At 41.9% G+C, this 20802-nt stretch carries 19 protein-coding genes; 11 read left to right on the forward strand and 8 right to left on the reverse strand.

The window, feature by feature from the left end:
• Nucleotides 1–375 precede the first annotated feature (375 nt).
• Nucleotides 376–2523 (forward strand): methyl-accepting chemotaxis protein, encoded by a 2148-nt coding sequence (locus QZZ23_RS01110; RefSeq protein ID WP_292466346.1) that lies wholly within the window; start codon nucleotides 376–378, stop codon nucleotides 2521–2523.
• Between the two features lie 96 nt (nucleotides 2524–2619).
• On the opposite strand, the gene QZZ23_RS01115 is transcribed toward QZZ23_RS01110, so the two are convergent.
• Entirely contained in the window at nucleotides 2620–4857 is a 2238-nt protein-coding gene (locus tag QZZ23_RS01115) for a CDC48 family AAA ATPase (RefSeq protein ID WP_292466347.1), read from the reverse strand.
• A gap of 668 nt (nucleotides 4858–5525) precedes the next feature.
• Between QZZ23_RS01115 and QZZ23_RS01120 the strand changes: the two genes are divergently transcribed.
• From QZZ23_RS01120 to QZZ23_RS01130, 3 genes are all read left to right on the forward strand, one after another.
• Nucleotides 5526–5891 carry a DsrE family protein gene (locus tag QZZ23_RS01120; RefSeq protein WP_292466348.1) on the forward strand — a complete coding sequence of 122 codons (366 nt, stop codon included), beginning with the start codon at nucleotides 5526–5528 and terminating at the stop codon, nucleotides 5889–5891.
• 113 nt (nucleotides 5892–6004) lie between these two features.
• A complete protein-coding gene (locus QZZ23_RS01125) occupies nucleotides 6005–6169 on the forward strand; it encodes a hypothetical protein (protein WP_292466349.1) in 165 nt (54 codons plus the stop codon).
• A 103-nt stretch (nucleotides 6170–6272) separates the two neighbouring features.
• Nucleotides 6273–6644: a hypothetical protein gene (locus tag QZZ23_RS01130; protein ID WP_292466350.1), complete on the forward strand. Its 372-nt coding sequence runs from the start codon at nucleotides 6273–6275 to the stop codon at nucleotides 6642–6644.
• A gap of 440 nt (nucleotides 6645–7084) precedes the next feature.
• Here QZZ23_RS01130 and QZZ23_RS01135 read toward each other — a convergent pair whose 3' ends face one another.
• On the reverse strand, nucleotides 7085–7783 hold the full coding sequence (locus QZZ23_RS01135) for a (5-formylfuran-3-yl)methyl phosphate synthase (RefSeq protein WP_292466351.1): 699 nt from the start codon (nucleotides 7781–7783) through the stop codon (nucleotides 7085–7087).
• A gap of 45 nt (nucleotides 7784–7828) precedes the next feature.
• On the opposite strand from QZZ23_RS01135, the gene QZZ23_RS01140 reads away from it, so the two are divergent.
• Together QZZ23_RS01140 and QZZ23_RS01145 are read left to right on the forward strand one after the other, a co-directional pair.
• The gene (locus QZZ23_RS01140) at nucleotides 7829–8545 is read left to right on the forward strand and encodes a HisA/HisF-related TIM barrel protein (RefSeq protein ID WP_292466352.1); all 717 of its coding nucleotides are present in this window, start codon (nucleotides 7829–7831) and stop codon (nucleotides 8543–8545) included.
• A 42-nt stretch (nucleotides 8546–8587) separates the two neighbouring features.
• Complete coding sequence (locus QZZ23_RS01145) at nucleotides 8588–8833, forward strand: hypothetical protein (RefSeq protein ID WP_292466353.1); 246 nt, start codon at nucleotides 8588–8590, stop codon at nucleotides 8831–8833.
• A 19-nt stretch (nucleotides 8834–8852) separates the two neighbouring features.
• On the opposite strand, the gene QZZ23_RS01150 is transcribed toward QZZ23_RS01145, so the two are convergent.
• From QZZ23_RS01150 to QZZ23_RS01165, 4 genes are all read right to left on the reverse strand, one after another.
• A complete protein-coding gene (locus QZZ23_RS01150) occupies nucleotides 8853–10316 on the reverse strand; it encodes a PAS domain S-box protein (RefSeq protein WP_366931291.1) in 1464 nt (487 codons plus the stop codon).
• A 9-nt stretch (nucleotides 10317–10325) separates the two neighbouring features.
• Nucleotides 10326–10718 (reverse strand): PAS domain-containing protein, encoded by a 393-nt coding sequence (locus QZZ23_RS01155; RefSeq protein ID WP_292466354.1) that lies wholly within the window; start codon nucleotides 10716–10718, stop codon nucleotides 10326–10328.
• A 145-nt stretch (nucleotides 10719–10863) separates the two neighbouring features.
• A complete protein-coding gene (tmk, locus tag QZZ23_RS01160; protein ID WP_292466434.1) occupies nucleotides 10864–11466 on the reverse strand; it encodes a dTMP kinase in 603 nt (200 codons plus the stop codon).
• A gap of 69 nt (nucleotides 11467–11535) precedes the next feature.
• Nucleotides 11536–11664: a hypothetical protein gene (locus QZZ23_RS01165; RefSeq protein WP_292466355.1), complete on the reverse strand. Its 129-nt coding sequence runs from the start codon at nucleotides 11662–11664 to the stop codon at nucleotides 11536–11538.
• Between the two features lie 125 nt (nucleotides 11665–11789).
• On the opposite strand from QZZ23_RS01165, the gene QZZ23_RS01170 reads away from it, so the two are divergent.
• Together QZZ23_RS01170 and polX are read left to right on the forward strand one after the other, a co-directional pair.
• Nucleotides 11790–12473 (forward strand): DUF166 domain-containing protein, encoded by a 684-nt coding sequence (locus tag QZZ23_RS01170; protein ID WP_366931288.1) that lies wholly within the window; start codon nucleotides 11790–11792, stop codon nucleotides 12471–12473.
• A gap of 9 nt (nucleotides 12474–12482) precedes the next feature.
• Nucleotides 12483–14213 carry a DNA polymerase/3'-5' exonuclease PolX gene (gene polX / locus QZZ23_RS01175; protein ID WP_292466356.1) on the forward strand — a complete coding sequence of 577 codons (1731 nt, stop codon included), beginning with the start codon at nucleotides 12483–12485 and terminating at the stop codon, nucleotides 14211–14213.
• A gap of 434 nt (nucleotides 14214–14647) precedes the next feature.
• On the opposite strand, the gene QZZ23_RS01180 is transcribed toward polX, so the two are convergent.
• Both QZZ23_RS01180 and trxA read right to left on the reverse strand, forming a co-directional pair.
• Entirely contained in the window at nucleotides 14648–16084 is a 1437-nt protein-coding gene (locus QZZ23_RS01180) for a methanogenesis marker 14 protein (protein ID WP_292466357.1), read from the reverse strand.
• 9 nt (nucleotides 16085–16093) lie between these two features.
• A complete protein-coding gene (gene trxA / locus QZZ23_RS01185) occupies nucleotides 16094–16486 on the reverse strand; it encodes a thioredoxin (protein WP_292466358.1) in 393 nt (130 codons plus the stop codon).
• A 195-nt stretch (nucleotides 16487–16681) separates the two neighbouring features.
• Between trxA and QZZ23_RS01190 the strand changes: the two genes are divergently transcribed.
• The 3 genes from QZZ23_RS01190 (at nucleotide 16682) to QZZ23_RS01200 (ending at nucleotide 20792) form a co-directional block, all read left to right on the forward strand.
• Nucleotides 16682–17704 (forward strand): restriction endonuclease, encoded by a 1023-nt coding sequence (locus tag QZZ23_RS01190; RefSeq protein ID WP_292466359.1) that lies wholly within the window; start codon nucleotides 16682–16684, stop codon nucleotides 17702–17704.
• A gap of 77 nt (nucleotides 17705–17781) precedes the next feature.
• Nucleotides 17782–17991: a heavy-metal-associated domain-containing protein gene (locus tag QZZ23_RS01195; protein WP_292466360.1), complete on the forward strand. Its 210-nt coding sequence runs from the start codon at nucleotides 17782–17784 to the stop codon at nucleotides 17989–17991.
• A gap of 35 nt (nucleotides 17992–18026) precedes the next feature.
• A complete protein-coding gene (locus QZZ23_RS01200; protein ID WP_292466361.1) occupies nucleotides 18027–20792 on the forward strand; it encodes a heavy metal translocating P-type ATPase in 2766 nt (921 codons plus the stop codon).
• Nucleotides 20793–20802: the final 10 nt, after the last annotated feature.

Raw genomic sequence — 20802 nt, forward strand, 5'->3', positions numbered from 1 at the left:
ATTTTGGTAGTCACCCACATACAAGAAAAATCATAATACCGATGTTATTTATTTTAAATGTATTAATGTTACTTAGAATTATATTCAAGAAAGTGACAAACAAGAAGTTCAATACAACAATGTATTATGCTATGGAAATTACAGGCACAAAACAATAAGATTGAATGTCAACTTAATTTACAGTGTGTTTTTGCCATATAATATAATATATATTTCATGGAAGAATAAAAATAATTGTAACTAGAATACACATCAATAGAACCTACAATGTTATTTAGTAATAAATATAGTATGTTTTAAATATAATAAAGCAGTATTTATATGTTGGTGTGACGGTGTTGCACAAATAGAAACAAATTAAACAGATGGGAAAAAATGAATTTTAAAAAAATGAATATCAACACTAGACTAATTCTATACATCGTTACAAGTGTTACTATATTGATGGCCATAAGCACCTACGTAATCGTTGACAAGGTGACAGAACAGGAAATGAATATGGCCTATTCTGAATCTGAAAACATTGCCAGGGGTTATGCATACCAATATGACAGCGATATGCAGTCAAACCAATTACTTGCACAAACACTTGCAAACACCATGGAGAACTATGGAACAGGTGACAGGGATGAAGTAAATGCCATCCTGAAGAGCCTGCTGGAAGAAGACCAGGGACTGTTGGGGACATATGTTGCATACGAAGCCAATGACTTCGATGGGAACGATGCAGAATTTACAAACACACAGGGACATGACTCTACCGGACGATTTATCCCATATTGGAGCAGAATCGGTGGTTCTGTTGCTCTTGACCCTCTCGCTGGTTATGAAACAGATGATTATTACCAGTTACCAAAATCCCTGAAACAGGATGTTATTCTTGAGCCTTTTGTATATGACGGAGTAATGATGATCAGCTATGTATCCCCCATAATAAAAGAAGGAGATTTCATAGGAATTGCTGGTGTGGATGTTTCACTTGATTATATAGACGAAGAGGTTTCAAAAGTCAGTGTCTTTGATACGGGATACGCATTCATGGTCAGTAATTCAGGAATGTTCATGTCACATCCTGATGAAAAGAGCTGGATAGGCACAAAGTACCTTGCTGATTTCGATGACCCGGAAATAAACAAAATGGCAACTGATATTAAGAATGGAATCAGCGGACATGTGGAAGTCATTGATCCTACAACAGGCAAAGAAGTGACCATGGTTTACCACCCGGTAGAAACTGCTGATTTTGCATTCGTACTGAGTATCCCTGAAGAAGAGATGTTCGCAGGAGCAATGGAACTCAGGAACCAGTTGATTATCATATCTTTAATCGCAATCATTGCAATGGCAGGAATATCCTACTTAATAGCACGTTCTATTACCAAACCGATAGAAAATATCGTAGATGATTTCAAGAATATATCGACCGATGCGCTTGAGGGTAAACTCGACAGAAAAGCAAAAACCGATGTAGGTGTGGACTTCGAAGCAATCCCCAAAGGGCTGAATGATATTATGCAAACTTTGAATGGAATCATCACCGATATCAGCAGGAATTCAAATGTTATTGCCAGTACATCTGAACAGATGTCTGCAGCTATTGAGGAAGTCACAGCTACATCCGAAGATGTATCAAGAACTATTGGCGACATTGCAAAGGGAGCACACGAACAATCCTCAAAGGCAGAAGACATCTCCCGTGCAATGAATGACATGACTTCAAACGTCCAGGACATAGCTGTTAATGCGCAGAGATCTGCCGAGATTGCCATGGAATCAAGCAAACATACAAAAGCTGTAGGAGATAAGTCAGAAGAACTGATGAAACAGATGGAAGAGATACAGAGAACATCCATCGAATCTGTGAATGCGATAAGAGAACTGGAATCTAAATCCAAGCAGATTGGAGAGATAGTCAACCTCATCACTAATATCGCTGACCAGACCAACCTCCTTGCACTCAATGCTGCCATTGAAGCAGCTCGTGCCGGTGAACACGGCAGGGGTTTTGCAGTTGTCGCTGATGAAGTCCGCAAACTTGCAGAGGAATCAGGTAGCGCAGCAAAGCAGATATCAGGCCTTATCAATGACATCCAGATGGACACTGATATTGTAGTTGAATCTGTGGAAAAAGGCAATACCACGGTTTCCAGCGGTGTTCAGGCTCTTGATGAAACTGCCAGAGCCATGAGAGAGATCGTTGAAGGGTCTATCAAGGTTGCTGAAATGGTACAGGATATTGCCGCTGCTGCCGAGGAACAGTCTGCTTCCATCGAAGAGATTACAGCTTCTGTTGAAGAGGTCACATCAATATCCCAGGAAGCAGCTGCGGGAACTGAAGAGACATCCGCATCTGTAGACCAGCAGGGTATCTCTATGCAGGAACTGGGTCGAAGCTCACAGGAACTTGCCGGCATGGCTGTTGCGATGCAGGAAATGGTAAACAAGTTCGTGCTCGATAGTGAGGATGTTGTGGAGCATGAGAATGCACCTAAATTGAAAAATAGCGGAAAGGGACTGCATTGATTGTCCCTTTTATTTTTGTTTTTATTTTTTTGATTTGGAATTGAAGCCATAATAGTGATTTGCCAACAAGTTGCTGACAATCAAACTATCTGCAATTCACTGATACGCCCTCTCATCCTCACTCGTGCTCTTCTCATCCTCATTTGCCGCATATCTGGCAAAAGATTCAGCCGCCTGTTCGTAGAAACTCATGGCGCTGCGGGAAGTGGTTGGTTTGACGCGTTTTTTAGCTTTGAGGAAGTGTTCGGCTGTTATTTTCAGACGGGCGGCTCTTTCCATGGCTTCTTCCTTGCTGAGACCGGGAGTGATTATTTCACGGAGAGCCAGCATTGAGGCTTCACGACAAATAGATTCAATATCAGCACCTACGTAACCCTCGGTAATATCGGCAAGCTCACGGACATTCACACCTTCAGCCAGTGGTTTGTCATCCAGATGGATTTTGAATATCTTTTCACGGCCCGGCCTGTCAGGAGGACGAACGTAGATAAGACGATCAAATCTTCCGGGGCGTAGAAGGGCGGGGTCTACTATATCAGGCCTGTTTGTAGCTGCAATTATCACGACATCTTTCAGTTCCTCGACACCGTCTATCTCGGTGAGTATCTGGCTCACTACACGCTCTGTAGCATGTGCATCTACACTGGAACCACGTTCTGATGCCATGGAGTCAATCTCATCGAAGAAAATAATAGTTGGGGCTGCCTGCTTGGCCTTGCGGAAAGTTTCACGTACTGCACGCTCGGATTCTCCCACGTAACGGCTGAGAAGTTCAGGACCCTTGATACTTATGAAATTTGCCTCGCTTTCAGTAGCAACTGCCTTTGCAAGCATGGTCTTTCCGGTTCCGGGCGGACCAAACAACATGATACCACGTGGTGGTTTGGTACTTACCGCATCAAATAGTTCAGGATATTTCAAAGGCCACTCGACAGCCTCGATCAACTCCTGCTTGGCTCCTTCCAGACCGCCAATATCCTCCCAGCTCACGTGCGGAACTTCAACGAAAACTTCTCTCATGGCAGAAGGCTCTATATTTTTCAGAGCCTCATCGAAATCTTTCCTTGAAACTTCCAGCTTTTCTATGAACTCCGGCGGAATCTCATCTTCAACATCATCGATCTTTAGTTCAGGAAGCAAACGTCTGAGGGCATGCATTGCAGCCTCCTTGCACAGGGAGGAAAGGTCAGCGCCCACAAAACCATGCGTTACTGCAGCTATTTCCTTCAGGTCCAGACCATCCTCAAGAGGCATGCCCCTTGTGTGTACATAAAGAACCTGCAACCTGCCGCTTGAATCAGGAATACCTACTTCTATTTCCCTGTCAAACCTTCCGCCACGACGCAGTGCTTCATCAATTGAATTGGGGCGATTGGTGGCAGCGATAACTATAACTTTGCCTCTGGAAGCAAGACCGTCCATCAGGGACAATAACTGAGCAACTATCCTGCGCTCCATCTCCCCAACTACCTCATCGCGCTTGGGAGCTATGGAGTCGACTTCATCGATAAAGATAATGGTCGGTGCATTGCGCTGTGCCTCCTCGAATATCTCACGCAGCTTCTGCTCACTTTCACCGTAATACTTGGAAACTATCTCAGGTCCGCTAACTGAAATGAAATTAGCATCGGTCTCACTGGCAACCGCTCTTGCTATCATAGTCTTGCCCGTACCTGGAGGACCGTAAAGAAGGACACCTTTTGGAGGGTCGATTCCCAGTTTATTGAACAATTCCGGATGTTTGAGCGGGAGCTCTATCATCTCACGCACAAGTCCCAGTTCCCTCTGAAGGCCTCCGATATCCTCATAGGTCACCTGTCCGGCGGTGGTCTCTCCAATAGCCGCCTTCTCCCTGAGTTGTATCTGGGTATTCCTTGTCACAACCACAGGACCCGAAGGTTTGGTTGAAAGTACCACGAAAGAAATAGGATTGTTCACTGTCTCAACACGAATGTTCTGTCCCTTTACAACAGGACGACCTTCCAGTATCCTGAGAATAAAACGTGCACCGCCAATAAGATGTGTTTCCCGTGTAGGAGCAAGAGTGACAGCCTCAGCCTCCACTACCTGAACCTTTCTCAGGGTCACCTTATCATCGATACCCACTTTTGCATTATTACGCAGATTACCATCGATCCTTACAAGCTCCTTGCCTGCATCCTCAAGATAACCCGGCCAGACTATCGCATAGCACTTTTCCTTACTCTTTATCTCAATTATATCGCCACTAATGGCGCCTATCTGCTGCATGAGAGTCTTATCGAGCCTGGCAATTCCCCTGCCTGCATCACGAGGATATGCCTGACCAACACTAACGGTGATCTCATCTGTCATGTCCTGTCACCTTATGGTTTCCTATAATTCCGGGGTCGATGGTCTTCATTAATAATATATTCAGCAGAAGTATGATTTAACGCTTCTGGGGTTTTAGGATAGTGGTTGATGGAGAATACATAATTCGTGGGACTCAAATTATCAGGGATTTTCTGAAAATGTACCAAGTCAAAGAAAACGAGCACTTTATTAAAGGCAGGTTGTATCCCTACCTATAACCCATAATAAAGGAAAATTTGATTATGAAAGTATGTTCTCTATTCTCTGGTATCGGTGGCTTTGAGCGTGGTATATTTCGAGCTATTTCGGATTCCGAGTTTGTTTTTGCTTCTGAAGTACTGTTTAAAAAATAATTATTATTTGATTGCAGCCTGCTGCATTTATCGTTTATCACCGACATGTTTTTTGCCTTACTGATGATTATATTCGAAGAACATTTATAAACTAGTACATATTTAATATATATGTAATTTATTGTATTATGTATTAAGACAAAACTAATTTAAGTAACAGCTTTAATTTTAAACCTAAACGCCTAAATTGAATAATATTACTGTAGATAACTGCCATATGGACAATACCAACTAATGAATAAAATTAGTAATGGATGAATTTTACACATATTCGCTACAAACAAGATTGCTGGAACATACAGTCACGGTGTATATATGACAGAAGTTACGAAAGTATTGCTGCTTCTCAAGGATATGGTCTACGAAAGCACTAGCCCCATGGAAATCCTTCGTTTTTCAAATTACTATTGCAATAAAGGTCTTGATGTGGTGATTATCATATTCGGCCCAATGGGTGTTATCCTTGGAAAAGCTGATAAATGCGGATGTCCTGCCTACGATGACAAGATAAGAGAATGTATGAAACAGGGTGTACAATTCAAGTGCTGCAAACTTGGAGCATCCATTATAGGAATGAAAGAGGAAGAGCTTATCCCTGGTATTGAGCTCATTGAGTCGCATGAGATAGCAGAAATGCTTCTGGAATACTGTAGGGAAGGGCAACTGATTGTTACGTTATAATGTAATCCGGATGCCCTCAAACCTAAATAGCCATAAGGCCGCCTTCTTCATAATGTGTGTTATTTCTAGTCTTCCCATTCTGCCAAATAAAGGAATTGAAAAAAGGTGACAACATGGCAAGACCTACGATATGGATTCCTCTTGAAGATGTCAAGGGGCTTAAAACATTAGTTGCAGAAGGCAAAACACAGGATGAGATTGCAGACTATTACATGGAAAAAGGCATTGAAGTAACAAGATCCACAATTTCACGCAAAATGAAAGAGTGGAATCTCTAAATTACTAGTTAAATGTTACATAAAACCCATAATAGAAGAAGTTTTGAAATTGACAAATGATAATAAAAAAAGATATATATGGAAAAAATAATATATTACTGATATGGAAAATGAACAACAAAAATTCGATGTCTACAGAGTTGTCTCAGCAGATTATTGTTCGAATTTAGCAGTGAGTTTTATTTTAGTATTTTGGGTTGCATATGCTGTTTTTTATTTACTACAAGTCATGCCACCAGATTTTATGCGGAGATGGAAAATAATGACAACATCGATAAGTATTATTTCACTTACTTTCTTAACTTGGCGAAGGCATTTTTTTTATTCTATTTATATGAAAGGTGTGGATGTAACTGGCCACATTCATTCAGCAGACGCATTCAAAACTGGTGGTTCAAGAATTGAATACAAGTATGAATATCAAGGTGAAAGATATTGTAGAGGAAATGCGTTAACACATAAAATATTTTTCTAATATCATTATCATGCTGGTGATGAAGTAGTCCTCATGATTAATCCAGAAAAACCCAAATGGGCGATTATAAGACACATCTATTTCTGATTTGCTATATCAGTGAGAAATATAATGTGAACTTACCAAAACTGCCAATTAAAAGAAGATCTTCCAACAGCATTTCAAAAAATGTCTTTTTCTATATATACTAAATCTGTTTTTTCGTGTTCCATCATAAGTGAAGGAAGATTATTTCCTATTACATTGACTAATCGGAAAGATTTGCTCGGCCATTTGTAAAAGCCCCCGTTCTGCTTCAGACAGAAATCACAGTCCATGCAATTGAAACCCATCAGCCACCTATCCCACAACAATAGCAAGGCTGAAGCGTAAAGAGGATGTCAAAAATATAAATCAAAAAGTAATTCAAAAAACAGAATTAAAAAAGACGTAACTTAAAGTTACATCTCTTTCTTCAACTTATCAACAAGTTCTGCCTTAATGCAGGAATTACGATCTCCGCCGCAGACCATGCCGCGCACGCCGATGATGTCCGGCTGGATGCGCTTGAGTACCGGAATATCATCAAATATGAGTGAGCCGGCAATCGCCGATAGGAGACCTAGTTCACGAATAGCAGCTGTGAAAATAGTGAGTGATTCCTCATCCATGAACTCGAATGTGGAACGACCGTCCTTGATTCCTGTGTCCACCATTACCACATCAACACCTGCTTTTGCACCGATTGCAGGAAGCAGTTGTGGGTTTATGGAATTGATGCGCTCATAGTCAGAATAACCTGATGCAACTACCTTTTTCTCAGGGTCAAAGTCCTTTACTGCTTTTGTGATGTTAGTAAGCATTTCAAGAGCCTGCTCTTCAGTTTGCACATCATACAGACCAACCTTGATATAATCTGCACCTGCAACTGCGGCGCCAAGGGCGGCAAGGGATGCAGTACCGGGCTTGAAATTAAAATCGCCTATGGTTGCGCTGATAGGTTTTTCGGAATTAATGGATTCCTTCACAGATCTTATAATCCATGGAAAATTTGCACCAAGTGAACCTTCCTTTGGATTCTTTACGTCAACAATATCAGCACCGCCTTCGTGCGCAGCGATGGCCTCTTCCGGATTGATAGGACTGATGAGTAATTTCATAATATAAACCTCTTTTTTATAGCATGACAGATGTATCAATTATATATGTTTCGTATCATTTTCGTTCTTGATATATTCAACCGGACTGTAGTTCATGCGCAAGGCGGGAATCGTAGTGAATACAAGCCCATACACTTTTCCAGCCATATATGCAATACATCCGATGCTGTAAAGATAGTGGATGCGGTAAAACCGGCAGAAGTATACATAGCAGACCTCAACCTGCTGGAGAAGATCGGCAAACGGGAAAAGAACTTTGATATTATTCGTGCCGTTTCTGAAAAGGCAAAAGTAATGCTGGACCCCGGAGTTAAATCTGTTTCCGAAACAGAGGACATAATGGAAATAGTACGATCCGTCATACTGGGAACTGAAACCGCATCTCTTGATACCATCGGGCAGGTCAGCTCATTGTACCCGGAAAGGGTCAATGTCAGCATTGACAAGAAACATGGCAAAATACTCACAAACGACCCTTCCATGCCCGATGACCCATTCAAGATAATAGAACTCCTGAACGAATACTACTTGGATGACATCATCATTCTGGACCTTGACAGGGTTGGCACATCAAGTGGTGTGGATTCACAATTTTTAAGTAAGATTGCCTCCATCTCTGACCATAATGTGCTTCTTGGCGGCGGTGTCCGCAATGTGGAAGACATTGAAGTACTAGAAGAGATAGGGATAAAAGGAGCACTTGTTGCAACCGCGCTTCATAACGGTTCAATCCCACTTCAGATGGTTCAGCAAAATCATTAATAATGTACGATTAATCATAATATATCATTTATCGGTGTAATCATGGCAGACAATGAAGAAACAGTTGAAATTGCAGATATAGGCGAAAACTACGGTGAAATAAAGATGGGAGCAGGCTGGTTCCTGACCATCACCCTCGCATCAAGTGAAAGGTATGAGAATGAGTACATAGAGATTGCGAAAGAGCGAGGCGGACAGAAAAAAGCACGTTTCAACCTCAATCCTAAATATGCCCGTGTACTTGGAGCAGCCCTCATTAAATTCGCAGATGAGAACAAACTGGAGTGAACGAAGATCGGACACTCATCTATTTTTTAAACGTTACCCAGAAAACACTACCTTTTCCTTCGGGATTATCAGCTACACCATAGTCGCCACCATGTAGCCCCATTATCCTTTTGACGATGGCAAGTCCCAGACCCGTTCCCTTAATGCCTTTCTTATCAGCACGCTTGAACCGGTCGAACAGAAATGGTTTATGCCCATCATCAATTCCGTTTCCACGGTCAGCAACCGCAACCTTCCAGACATTTCCGTCATCGATGATATCAACACTGATAACACCATTCTCGGGTCCGTATTTTATAGCATTGGATAAAAGATTGATAAAAACCTCACTGACAAGAGGGTTCACACAGGAATAACATGGTCCCTCCGAAGAGAACTCCACAGTGACACCCTTACTTTCGATCTGCCGGGAAAGGTCGGATATCGTACTCTTAAAAAGTGAAGCAATATCTATTTTCTCAAATTCTATCTCTTTAATAGAGTTGAGCTTCTCATATCTGGAAGCGCTTTCAAGAAGGCTTATCAGACTAGCATTACTCTCGGATATCCTGCTCAGGAAGTGAAGCTTCTTCTCATCCACTTCTATTTCCTCAAGAAGCTGCGTATAGGCACCAATAGCACTAGCAGGGTTGAGGAGGTCATGTCGTATGATATCGGAAAAAAGGTCCTTAAGGCTATTCAACTGTTCAAGCTCCTCAGTACGTTTTTGTAGTTCCCGTTCTGTGTCCTTCAAATGAGTTATGTCGAGTACTGCAAAAGTAACACCTTCTGACAGGGACTCAGAATATATCGGGGTCGAACTCAGAATAACATCAATTACTTCACCATTCTTACAGACCATTCTTGTCTCTATAATCCCGATTCCCATCTCGTTTATCTGAGAATATTTCTCCGTACCCACGCATTCATACGACCTGTCATCGGGATATATCATCCTAGAATTCAGGCCAATGAGCTCTTCCCTGGAATAACCAAGCATCTCACAGAACCTGTCATTGACCTCCGCAAACACCCTGTCGGAAACAACACCTATACCGGCAGGTGTTGCCCTGAATATGCTCTCAATACGTGCCTTACTTCGCTCAAGCTCTATTTCCTTCATTTTCCTGTCAGTTATATCGAGAATTATGCCTTCATATCGGAAAGGAGTATCACCACCATTCTCTGTGAGCAGGGATATCTCGTTCACCCAGATGACATCACCTTCTTTACTTAGCAGACGATAATCATCGGAAAAATATATCTGGTCTGTGCTCTCAAACGCATCCACATCCGACACCAGTTTCCCAACATCATCAGGATGAACTATGTCAATGTATCTCAGGCCTCCCGATAAAAAATCCTCTTTAGTATACCCTAACTGAACGATGTTATCGGAAACATATTGAACAGGCCAGCCCTCTTGACCGGACCATCTAAAAGCAATGATGGGTATTCCTTTGTATATGGATTCAAGGTTCCTGATCTTATGTATCTCGTCGATGAGGACTTTTTACTTGTAGTAGTGCTCGCTCACTTCTTCCACATAGGCAATGATCCCTTCATAATCCCCATCCTTACTGAAAAAAGGCACCATGTGTACAGAAATGAAGATATGTTTTCCTGCCGGGGTGGCTACAGATATACGCTGCTTAAAGGATACTTTAAGGGAACTTTTAGTGTCACGATACAATTGCCCCAAACAAGAATCCCCCTCCAGCATACAGGCAGGAAGATCACGGAAGAGATTCTTTCCCAGCATATCCTCTGAAGACACACTCAGGATAGCTTCCATTGACCGGTTAAATAGAAGAAGATCATCGTTCCTGTCAAACACGCATATCCCAATCGGTGCATTCTGAACAATGAACGGATTAAGCATTGTCGGATCATTCCTCGTTTTCATGGGTTCTTGCGAAGATAGATACTACATATTGATATACATGTCAGCCAGCTATATAAAAATAGAGAGAACATGTTCACTTACTGGACCAGATACGTAAAAATAACTGTTAGGTACGTAAACATGGCACGAAAATCAGATTAGCACCTTACCGCAAAAAGGAGAGAATTATATCAAGAACATCAGATTCTATATCATCGATGTTTTTATCAGTACATATTACAACAAATCTTTCCGGGTCCTGCTTTGCAAGACGCAGGTAATTCTCCCTCACACTCTCAAGGAAGCCTATCTTCTCGAATTTTGTCTTGTCCCCTCGATTACCACACCGCTCAACAGCAATTTCCGGATCAATATCAAAAAGGATCGTCAGATCAGGAACCACTGTCCAGCCCTTGTGGATGCCCTGTATCCATTCCATTGGGTCAGGAAACCTGCCCTCCAAAGTCACAGCCTGATAAGCATACCTGCTTCCTGAATAACGATCGGAGATTACGTTCTTTCCGCTTTCAAGTGCAGGAAGAATGAGCTTGGAGATATGTTCCGCATGGTCTGCGGTGAAAAGCAAAAGTTCTGCAAGGTTGTCAGTATCTGAATGTATTGCACGGTCCACTGCCTCTCCTATCCATCCGGTAGTCGGTTCCCTTGTGAAGATAAAATCGGAAAAATCAGGATTTGAATTCAGACGAGCCGTAATCGTTGACTTGCCGGAACCATCTATACCTTCCAGAGTGATGAGTTTACCTTTCATTGACATCAGCAAAGAAAGTAAAGGAATACTATTTAGATTATTTGTTCCATAATACTGATAACTACCTTATCATGTCCTTGAAACATCTTCACTACCGCACTGGGGACATGTTACAGGGAAACGTTCAGGGTTTTCCATAAACAGGAAGTCGCAGGTGTTACATCTGAAATATACCTTATTTTGGTCGTAGTCATCCATGATATTTCCTCTAAATAATGATTATAAATTATATTAAATATACTAATCGGTTCATATATATCTTATTTACATATTCTATTAATACTTCTGGCAAAGCATATATGCAAAGGAAAATAACCCTAAAAATGAGAAAAATGACAAAGATAGGAGTAATCACCAGGGGGAAATACGGGAACCGGCTTATAGAGACTATCTTTTCAAAAACTGATTTAAATGTAGTTCGCACTTCCGTTCCGGAGCAACTACCGGAGTTCATCGATGAACCAGATGATTTCCTTGGCGGACTCGACATAGACAACTCGGTATTTGATTCAGACATTGTCATCACCTATTCACTTCATCCGGACATTACTGTGGCAGTAGCCCACAAAGCAGGAAAAGCAGGCGTTAAAGCCTTAATTATTCCAGGAGGAGCTGCAAAAGCACCTGTCGTGGAACTGCAAAGCATAGCAAAAAAATATGGAATGCTAATTGAAGTCGAAGATATTTGCTGTACTCTCCAGGAAAAAACTGAGACAAAGGAGCTTTGCTCGTGCCTTTCAAGTCCGGTTCTTGATATTAACATCGATAAAGGTATAATAGAGTCAGTGGAAGTATTATGCGGGGCTCCATGTGGAAGCACATGGCATATGGCAAAAGAACTTGTGGGAACAAAGGTGGAAGATGCACCTGCCAAAGCCGGATTGCTTATACAACAATACCCCTGCAGGGCTGTAAGGGGAAATATGGGTGGCATCCATGAATCCGGCGAAATTCACAAAAATGCTGTAGTGGAAGCACTCAATAAAAAAAGGAAGAAAGCTGAATAGTGGTGAAACATGGACAACATTCAGATAGCTGAGATGTTCAACCGAATGGCAAGACTTCTGGAATTCAAAGGCGAGAACCAGTTCAAGATCAGAGCCTATATAAATGCAGCCAGAAGCATTAAAGGACTGGATGAAGAACTGAAAGTGCTATACATAAACAGGAAAATCGACAGCGTACCAGGAATCGGGGAAGCACTTAAAGGAAAGATAGTGGAAATGCTGGAAACCGGGTCATTTGACACTTATGAAAGGACCGTCAAAGAAGTACCATCAGGCATTATCGATATCATGAACATTCCGGGCATTGGCCCAAAAATGGCACGACTTTTCTATGAGAAACTAGGTGTTAGGTCAATAGATGAACTCAGCATTGCTGCCAGAGAACACAGAATACGAAGACTTCCAAGGATGGGAGAGAAACAGGAAGAAAAAATACTCAGATCCATCGCAAGGATGCAACTGGACAAAGACCATGGAAGGCACCCAATAGCACTTGCCATGGAAATTGCAAAAGAGATAAAGGAAGAGTTATGCCTAGAACCGCATATTGAAAATGTTGTTATTGCAGGAAGCCTCCGCAGAAAGCAAGATACTGTTGGGGATATTGATCTGATAGCAGTTTCCGATGAGCCTGAAAAAACAATCCTGTCGTTTGTGAATATGAAAAGGGTAGAAGAGGTGCTTGAATCAGGAAAATCCAATGGCTCAGTGATATACTCTAAGAATTTCCATGTCGATCTAAGAGTAGTGGAAAAAACGCATTATGGTTCAATGCTTCAACATTTTACAGGATCAAAAGAACACAATATCCATTTAAGAAAACTTGCCCTTTTGAAAGGATATAGCCTGAATGAGTACGGATTTACAGACAAGAATACAGGCAAGCTCATCGAATGCAACTTGGAAAAGGATGTATATAATTTTCTGGGACTGGAATTCATGCCGCCTGAACTCAGAGAGGACAGAGGAGAAATAGAAGCCAGTCTTACTGGCAAACTTCCCAGATTAATTGAGAGGAAGGATATAAAGGGAGACCTTCATGTCCACTCTACCTGGAGTGACGGAGTAAACACTATTGAAGAGCTTGCTGAGGCTGCAATACAAAGAGGATATGAGTACATTGCAATTACTGATCATTCACATTCCACAGGCATAGCCAACGGATTGTCAGAAAAAAGGTTGCTTGAGCATATTGACGAAGTTGAACGCCTCAATGAAGAGTATGAAGATATAAAGATACTTTCTGGCACGGAATGCGATATAAGAGCAGATGGTAAGCTTGATTACAGTAATGATCTGCTGCAACAACTTGACATTGTTATCGTGGCGGTTCATTCAGGAGTTGACCAGGATAGAAACAGGATGACAAAAAGAATAGTTGCTGCACTTGAGAATGAACATGTAGATATCATTGCCCATCCGACCGGCAGGAAATTTGGCAAACGTCCGGCTTATGATGTTGATATGGACAAGATAATTACAGTTGCAAATGACAATGAAAAAACTCTGGAAATAAATTCATCACCCTGGAGACTTGACCTGAACGATACCAATGCAAGAAAGGCAAAAGATCATGGAGTGATGCTTGCAATCAATACGGACACCCATGCCATAGATCATTTTGACAATATTGACTTTGGAATTGATGTTGCAAGAAGAGCATGGCTGGAAACGGATGATGTGCTTAATACCATGAATTTAAAGCAATTGTGCTCAAGACTTGGCATTTCCAAAGAATGATTTGATAAATATGATACAAAAAAGAGAACATATGTGCAAAATATGTCAAATATATTAGATGAAAAATAATTATTCGATTAATTGGTTATTCGTTCAGAAAAAAAGCAAAAACTATAAATTCTGGTTCTCCCAATCAGATTTTGATAAATCAAAATCAGAGGTCGAATTATTTAAAAGTGAAAATGTAGTATACCAGATTTTCGACGCTTTGTGCTTCGTCCGTAGTTAAACGCATCATTCATGATTGGTTATGAGGTGCAATTTTGAAAGGTACAAAAAACAACAGGCATGACAGGTCTATGAAAAAACATGAGATCGAGTTCCAGAAAGAAATGAAAAGACAGCAAAAAAGAAGAATTTGAATATATCGCTTTTCAAATTACTTTCACAATACAATAATTAAATGGCAGGAAAGAACCTGCCAATTCATATTATTACTTATTCTGCAATTTAATACGTTGCCCAAGTATGCAGTTCCCTCCCCTGTGACCACCCAGCGGATTGAAAGTAGTACCCAGGGAATTCATGCACCTTGCCATTACAGCAGCACCACGTGCAAGACCATCGTCAACAAATACAACATGCTCTTCGATCTTGTTATTGATACCCAGATCATGCAGGTACTTTAGTATGAGTTTTGGCTTGTTGCCGGTGATACCTGCCCTTCCGGTAACACCTATTGCAGTATCTTCAAAGACAAGACCTTCGTCCTGTGCCACTTTAATAAGACGCTGCACCACACGTGCCATGACCTCATCGATAACTGCAAACAGGATTTTCATGTTATGCTTTTCGTAGATCTCAGCACCAAGCTGTGCAAGTTTATCCATGTCAGAACCATTGTCTCCTACGTCGCAACCAATGAGTACTACGTTTATGGCATCTGCGGCCTCTGAGTTCACAGGAACGCTACCATATCTCTTGCGGCCTTTAGGCACCTTTTCGATGACAATGTAATTCAATATTTTCTCAGCATATTCATTTATGACCTTGCCTTTCAGTTTCAGTGCAAGACCATCCAGGGATTTATCATCGAAAATATCAAGTGCAGTGCCTTTCTTGGAATCAACCATGCCGGTTCCCTTGATAATGGCATCAGGAATCGCACCAGCGTAGCCACAGAAGTTGCCTATGGTTTTTGCATAGGGAAGATCCGGACTGATTATCCTGCCGTCAAGTGTGGTACCGAAATCCATGGAAATACAGGGATTGCGGAAATCCACATCAACCCATTTAGCACCTTCTTTGATTCCTGCTGTTGCAAGCTCTCCTTCCATTTCATTGGCAACTATCTCAACACCTGTTGCTCCGGTAGGAGGAGTCACACTTGCCACTGCACCATCAAATATCACTTTTTCAAGTTTTGAATATTTCTGGAACCTATCCGGGATATTCAAGATGGACATTGGTGGAGTCATACGGTTTGGTGGCACACCTGCCATAAGACAACCGTCTGCCAGTGCCTTGATGAACTCACCGACCTCATCAGGAGAATCGAAACCAGCGACAACACCTGTTGAGCGAACAACAAAATGTACATCCGTCTTGATATCGAGATTTGCATCTTTCACAGCTCCAAGAAGCGTGTTCTTAACCAACTCCCCGACCGATTCCCTTGTCAGTTCAACGCCGTTCAATGTCTTTCCAAATACCTCTTCCCCGGGTTTTGGTGGCCGAACATCCCTTGTCATGCTGACTGTTTTCTTAACGAGCCTGGTTTTACCATCTTCCAGATTTGTCGCTGTCAGAATGCATTTGGTAGTTGTGTTACCAACTTCCACCGATGCCACGATAAAATACGATTTTGATTTGTCCTTCAGATCAAGTAAACGTACTGAAGGGCTTTCTGCAATTCTGGGTTTATGAGCCATTTCTATTCCTCACATATAAGGCTGAAGTTTCTGGATGATTTTCTGTTTAGGGACAGCACCAATTAGTTTATCAATGAGCTTACCTTCCCTGAAAATAAGCATTGCAGGAATGCTGGATATTCCTAAATTAACTGCTGTCATTTTTTCCTCGTCTACGTTCAACTTGCCAAAAACAACTTTTCCCTGCATCTCAGTCGCCAGTTCATCAAGAACAGGAGATAGCATACGACAAGGACCGCACCATGGCGCCCAGCAATCTACAAGGACAAGCTTGTATTTTGATACGAACTCATCAAACGAAGCATCAGCAATTGTTACCATATTTGAAGGATACTGTTTCTGCTCTAAAGACTGTTGTATCTCTAGAATCCTTTTTTGCCTGATAGATTCTAATTCATCCATTGGATTCACCCTTTTGAATAATATTATGTTTACAGATATTTAACTGTGAACATGATTTCACATAGATATCGGATTTCTTCTATTATCGGATTTCAATGCATTTAATTGTTTGTATGGTTATGCAATAACTGAACAATACCGATCCAATCTGGGAAAAAAGGATAAACTGCAAAACAATAGATAAAAGGGATATGAATGGCAAAATGGACACTTGAGAATCTACTTTTGACAAAACCACATGAGTTCGAAATACTTCTATCAAGACTTTTTTTGAGCATGGGATACAAGACAGAACTCACACAATATTCCAGAGATAGGGGAGTTGACATTGTAATCAAAATAGAGAACTTTGGACTCTCACATACGTGGCTGGTACAGGCAAAACGATATTCAGGATCAGTTGGTGTGAAAGAGATCAGAGAATACAGTAGTCTGAGGTACAGGGACCGCGTAGATGGAGTTATTATAGTTACAACATCCACATTCACAAAAGAAGCCGTGGAAGAAGCAGCCGAACATAATGTCAAACTCATAGACGGAAACCTGCTTACAGGAATGCTCAACCACTATCTTCCTGATGGATACATGGAGATAAATAACCATTTGAAGAAGGATATTGAAAGGGATTCTGATGGAATCGGTAGCGGAGCGATTTTAAAAAATGGAGAAGAACTCCTTGGAAATGAAGCGGTGATGATTGGAAATGAAAAATTTACACTGAGTATCACAAACAGGAACCTTTTCCTGAAAAAGGAAAGCTCCGGAATTTTTTCGAAGAATTCTCAAATAGAAGAGAGAATCGAAGTGAAAGAAATAGTAGGCCTACATACCGAAGCAAACAGATTCATGCTCATTACAGGAAACAAAAAGCTCAGAATATATCCAATCAGTTCCAGAAAACTTTCGATATTAGTAGAGATATTCGAAAGTCTCCGTCCTGAATACCTTAGAGGAGAACATTTAATCATCTCATCCCGAAACGGAACACAACTTACAATGCTCACGAACAAACGCCTTGTTGTCACCGATATTTCAGAAGGGATGCTGAGTGAGATATACAACAAAAAGATAGTGGGAGTGGAAATAAAAGGCGGCTTCCTCAAAAGGGATCAATTACTTGTTTCAGAAGATGCAGGTACTGTAATCAAACATCTTTTTGATATTGATGATCCGGCTAAATGGAAAGACATGATAGAACAAAGCGTGAGAACATGTTGAACTTTTGATTGTAATTCACAGGCGTGAAGCCTATATAACCGGTGCATCAAATGAATATAATCAGGAGAAATAAAAAAATGGTTACAGAAACAATTAAGATAGAAGGTATGATGTGCGGACATTGCCAGGCAAATGTTGAAAAATCCATTGGAGCAATTACCGGAGTCAGTGAAGTAAAGGTTGACCTTGCGGCAAAGCAGGCAACAGTTACCTTTGATGATTCTGTTGCAGGCCTTGATGCTATCAAGGCAGCAGTAGCAGATGCAGGTTATACTGTTGTAGTCTAAAAATATATCCCTTTTCTTTTACTTTTTCCAACAACATGAAAGCAGATATCAAAGTCTATGGTATGACATGCATGCATTGTCATAAACGTGTGACTGATGCAATATCAGCCCTTAATGGAGTGAATTCTGTTGAAGTCAGCCTTGAGGATGAAAAAGCATCCGTGGAATTCGATGCTGACAGGATTAGCCTTGAGGAAATCAAAAAAGCAATTACCGATGCAGGATATGAAGTTGGTGGAGATACTTGTCAGATTCCTGATGAAGGTGAGGCTGCATGTCCCATTATAATTGATGACGTGGAACCAGAGGAGAGTAAACCGGAACCAGGTTCTGTGAAGGACATTGCCTTCAAGGTTTCAGGAATGCAATGCTCTGCCTGCGCACAGAACATTGAAAAAGCCCTGAATAAACGGGATGGTGTGATTTCTGCTTCAGTGAACCTGCCTATGGAAAGGGCTTCAATCAGCTATGATCCTGCCATCATCAGCCCGGAAGATATAGAAAAGACAATTGATTCTATCGGGTATCATGTTATGAAGGAAAGGATAGTCCTTGAGATCGGCGGAATGAAGTGTGCTGCCTGTTCCCAGAACGTTGAAAAGGTACTGAAAAGACTGAAAGGTGTCAGCTCGGCAAGTGTTAATATTACCACAGGAAAGGCACAGGTGGAGTATAACTCATCCCTTGTCTCCATAGATGATATCAGAAAAGCCGTGGATGGTATCGGATATTTTGCCTCCCTGCCTGCCGATAGGAAAGAAACAGAGGACAGGGAAAGACAGGAAAGGGAACATGAAATAAGGCAGCAGAGGAATAACCTGCTTATATCTATTACAGTCCTGATCCCAATTATGCTTGGAAATATGAGAATGATGTTTCCGGGTCCGTTTGGATTTGTGCCAACCCTGTTTTCAGACAAGAACCTGTTGTTCCTCCTGGCAACCATTGTTATGGTTTTCCCGGGAAGACAGTTCTTCGTTGGAACATACCGTGGCCTGAAACATGGCGTTACGGACATGAATTTGCTGATAGCTACCGGTACCGGGGCAGCTTATGTTATCAGTATTGCAGCAAGTTATCTTAATCTCGGACCCGGCTACGAGAATGTGTATTATGATACCGCCGTGATGCTTATCACATTCATAACCTTTGGAAGATACCTGGAAGCAAGAGCAAAAGGAAGGACATCCGAATCCATTAAGAAACTCATTGGCCTTCAGGCAAAGACCGCACGCATTATTGTTGCCGGTGAAGAGAAGGAAGTACCTGTGGAAAACGTACAGGTAGATGACATCGTCTTTGTAAGACCTGGAGAAAAGGCACCTGTAGATGGTGTTATTGTCGAGGGTTCTTCTGCCATGGACGAGTCAATGATAACAGGTGAGAGCATACCTGTTGAAAAGAATGTGGGCGACATGGTCATCGGTTCCACACTTAACAAGTCAGGAGCATTGAAATTCAAAGCCACCAATGTTGGTGCTGATACTGCACTTGCAAGGATAATCGAACTCGTGGAAAATGCCCAGACTTCCAAAGCACCCATACAGCGTATCGCTGATGTGGTTGCCGGACATTTCATTCTTATAGTACATGTTATCGCACTTGCAGCATTCTTCTTCTGGTACTTCATCGGGTATGAGAGATTCGATGTTGCACTGCATTCAGGAATAGCAAGTCCGTTCCTGTTCTCTTTGCTTATTTCTATCACCGTCCTTGTAATATCATGCCCATGTGCCGTAGGACTTGCAACACCTGCTGCCATTATGGTGGGCACTGGAAAAGGAGCTGAGAATGGCATACTCATAAAAGGCGGTGAAGCCCTTGAGAGAACTTTGAAGATAGACACTATTGTGTTCGATAAGACAGGAACTCTCACAAAAGGCAAACCAGAACTTACAGATATTGTGCTGACTGCCGGACATGACAGAGATGATGTGCTTGCATTTGCTGCAAGTGCTGAGAAAGGGTCCGAGCATCCCCTTGGTGAAGCCATTGTGAAGGCTGCCGAGGAAAAGAAGCTGAAAATTAGGAATGTAGATAATTTCAACTCCATTGCAGGACATGGTGTTGAAGCCACTATCGATGGCAACCGGATACTTCTGGGAACCCGTAAGCTCATGGAAGACAATGATGTTGACATCTCATTACTTATTGAGAATATGGAAAAACTTGAAGCCGAAGGCAAGACCGCCATGGTAGTTGCAAAGGAAGGGCAGGCCATTGGCCTGGTTGCCGTTGCAGACACACTCAAAGAAAACTCCAAAGAAGCCGTTGAAAAGCTACAAGATATGGACATTGAAGTTGTGATGATAACCGGAGACAACCGCAGGACAGCAGATGCCATTGCATCCCAGCTTGGTATCAAGAGAGTGCTCTCCGAAGTACTTCCCGGAGACAAGGCTTCAGAGATAAGGAAGCTTCAAGAAGAGGGCAGGATAGTTGCAATGGTGGGAGACGGTATCAATGATGCACCTGCACTCACTCAATCCGACATCGGCATCGCAATGGGAGCAGGAACCGATGTTGCAATGGAATCAGCGCAGATAGTCCTGATAAAGAACGACCTGCGAGATGTACTCGCATCCATAAGGTTGAGCCGATTGACAATGAACAAGATCAAGCAGAACCTGTTCTGGGCATTCGGTTACAACAGTATTGGCATACCACTTGCAGCCGGGATACTGTATCCGTTCATTACCAAAATAGTCATCAGCCCTGAACTTGCAGCGGCTTTCATGGCTATGAGCTCTATATCGGTCACAACCAATTCCCTGCTTATGAAACGCAGCAGGATAAAATAAGGAGATGGTC

This window comes from Methanolobus sp., from assembly GCF_016278385.1.
GTDB lineage: Archaea > Halobacteriota > Methanosarcinia > Methanosarcinales > Methanosarcinaceae > Methanolobus.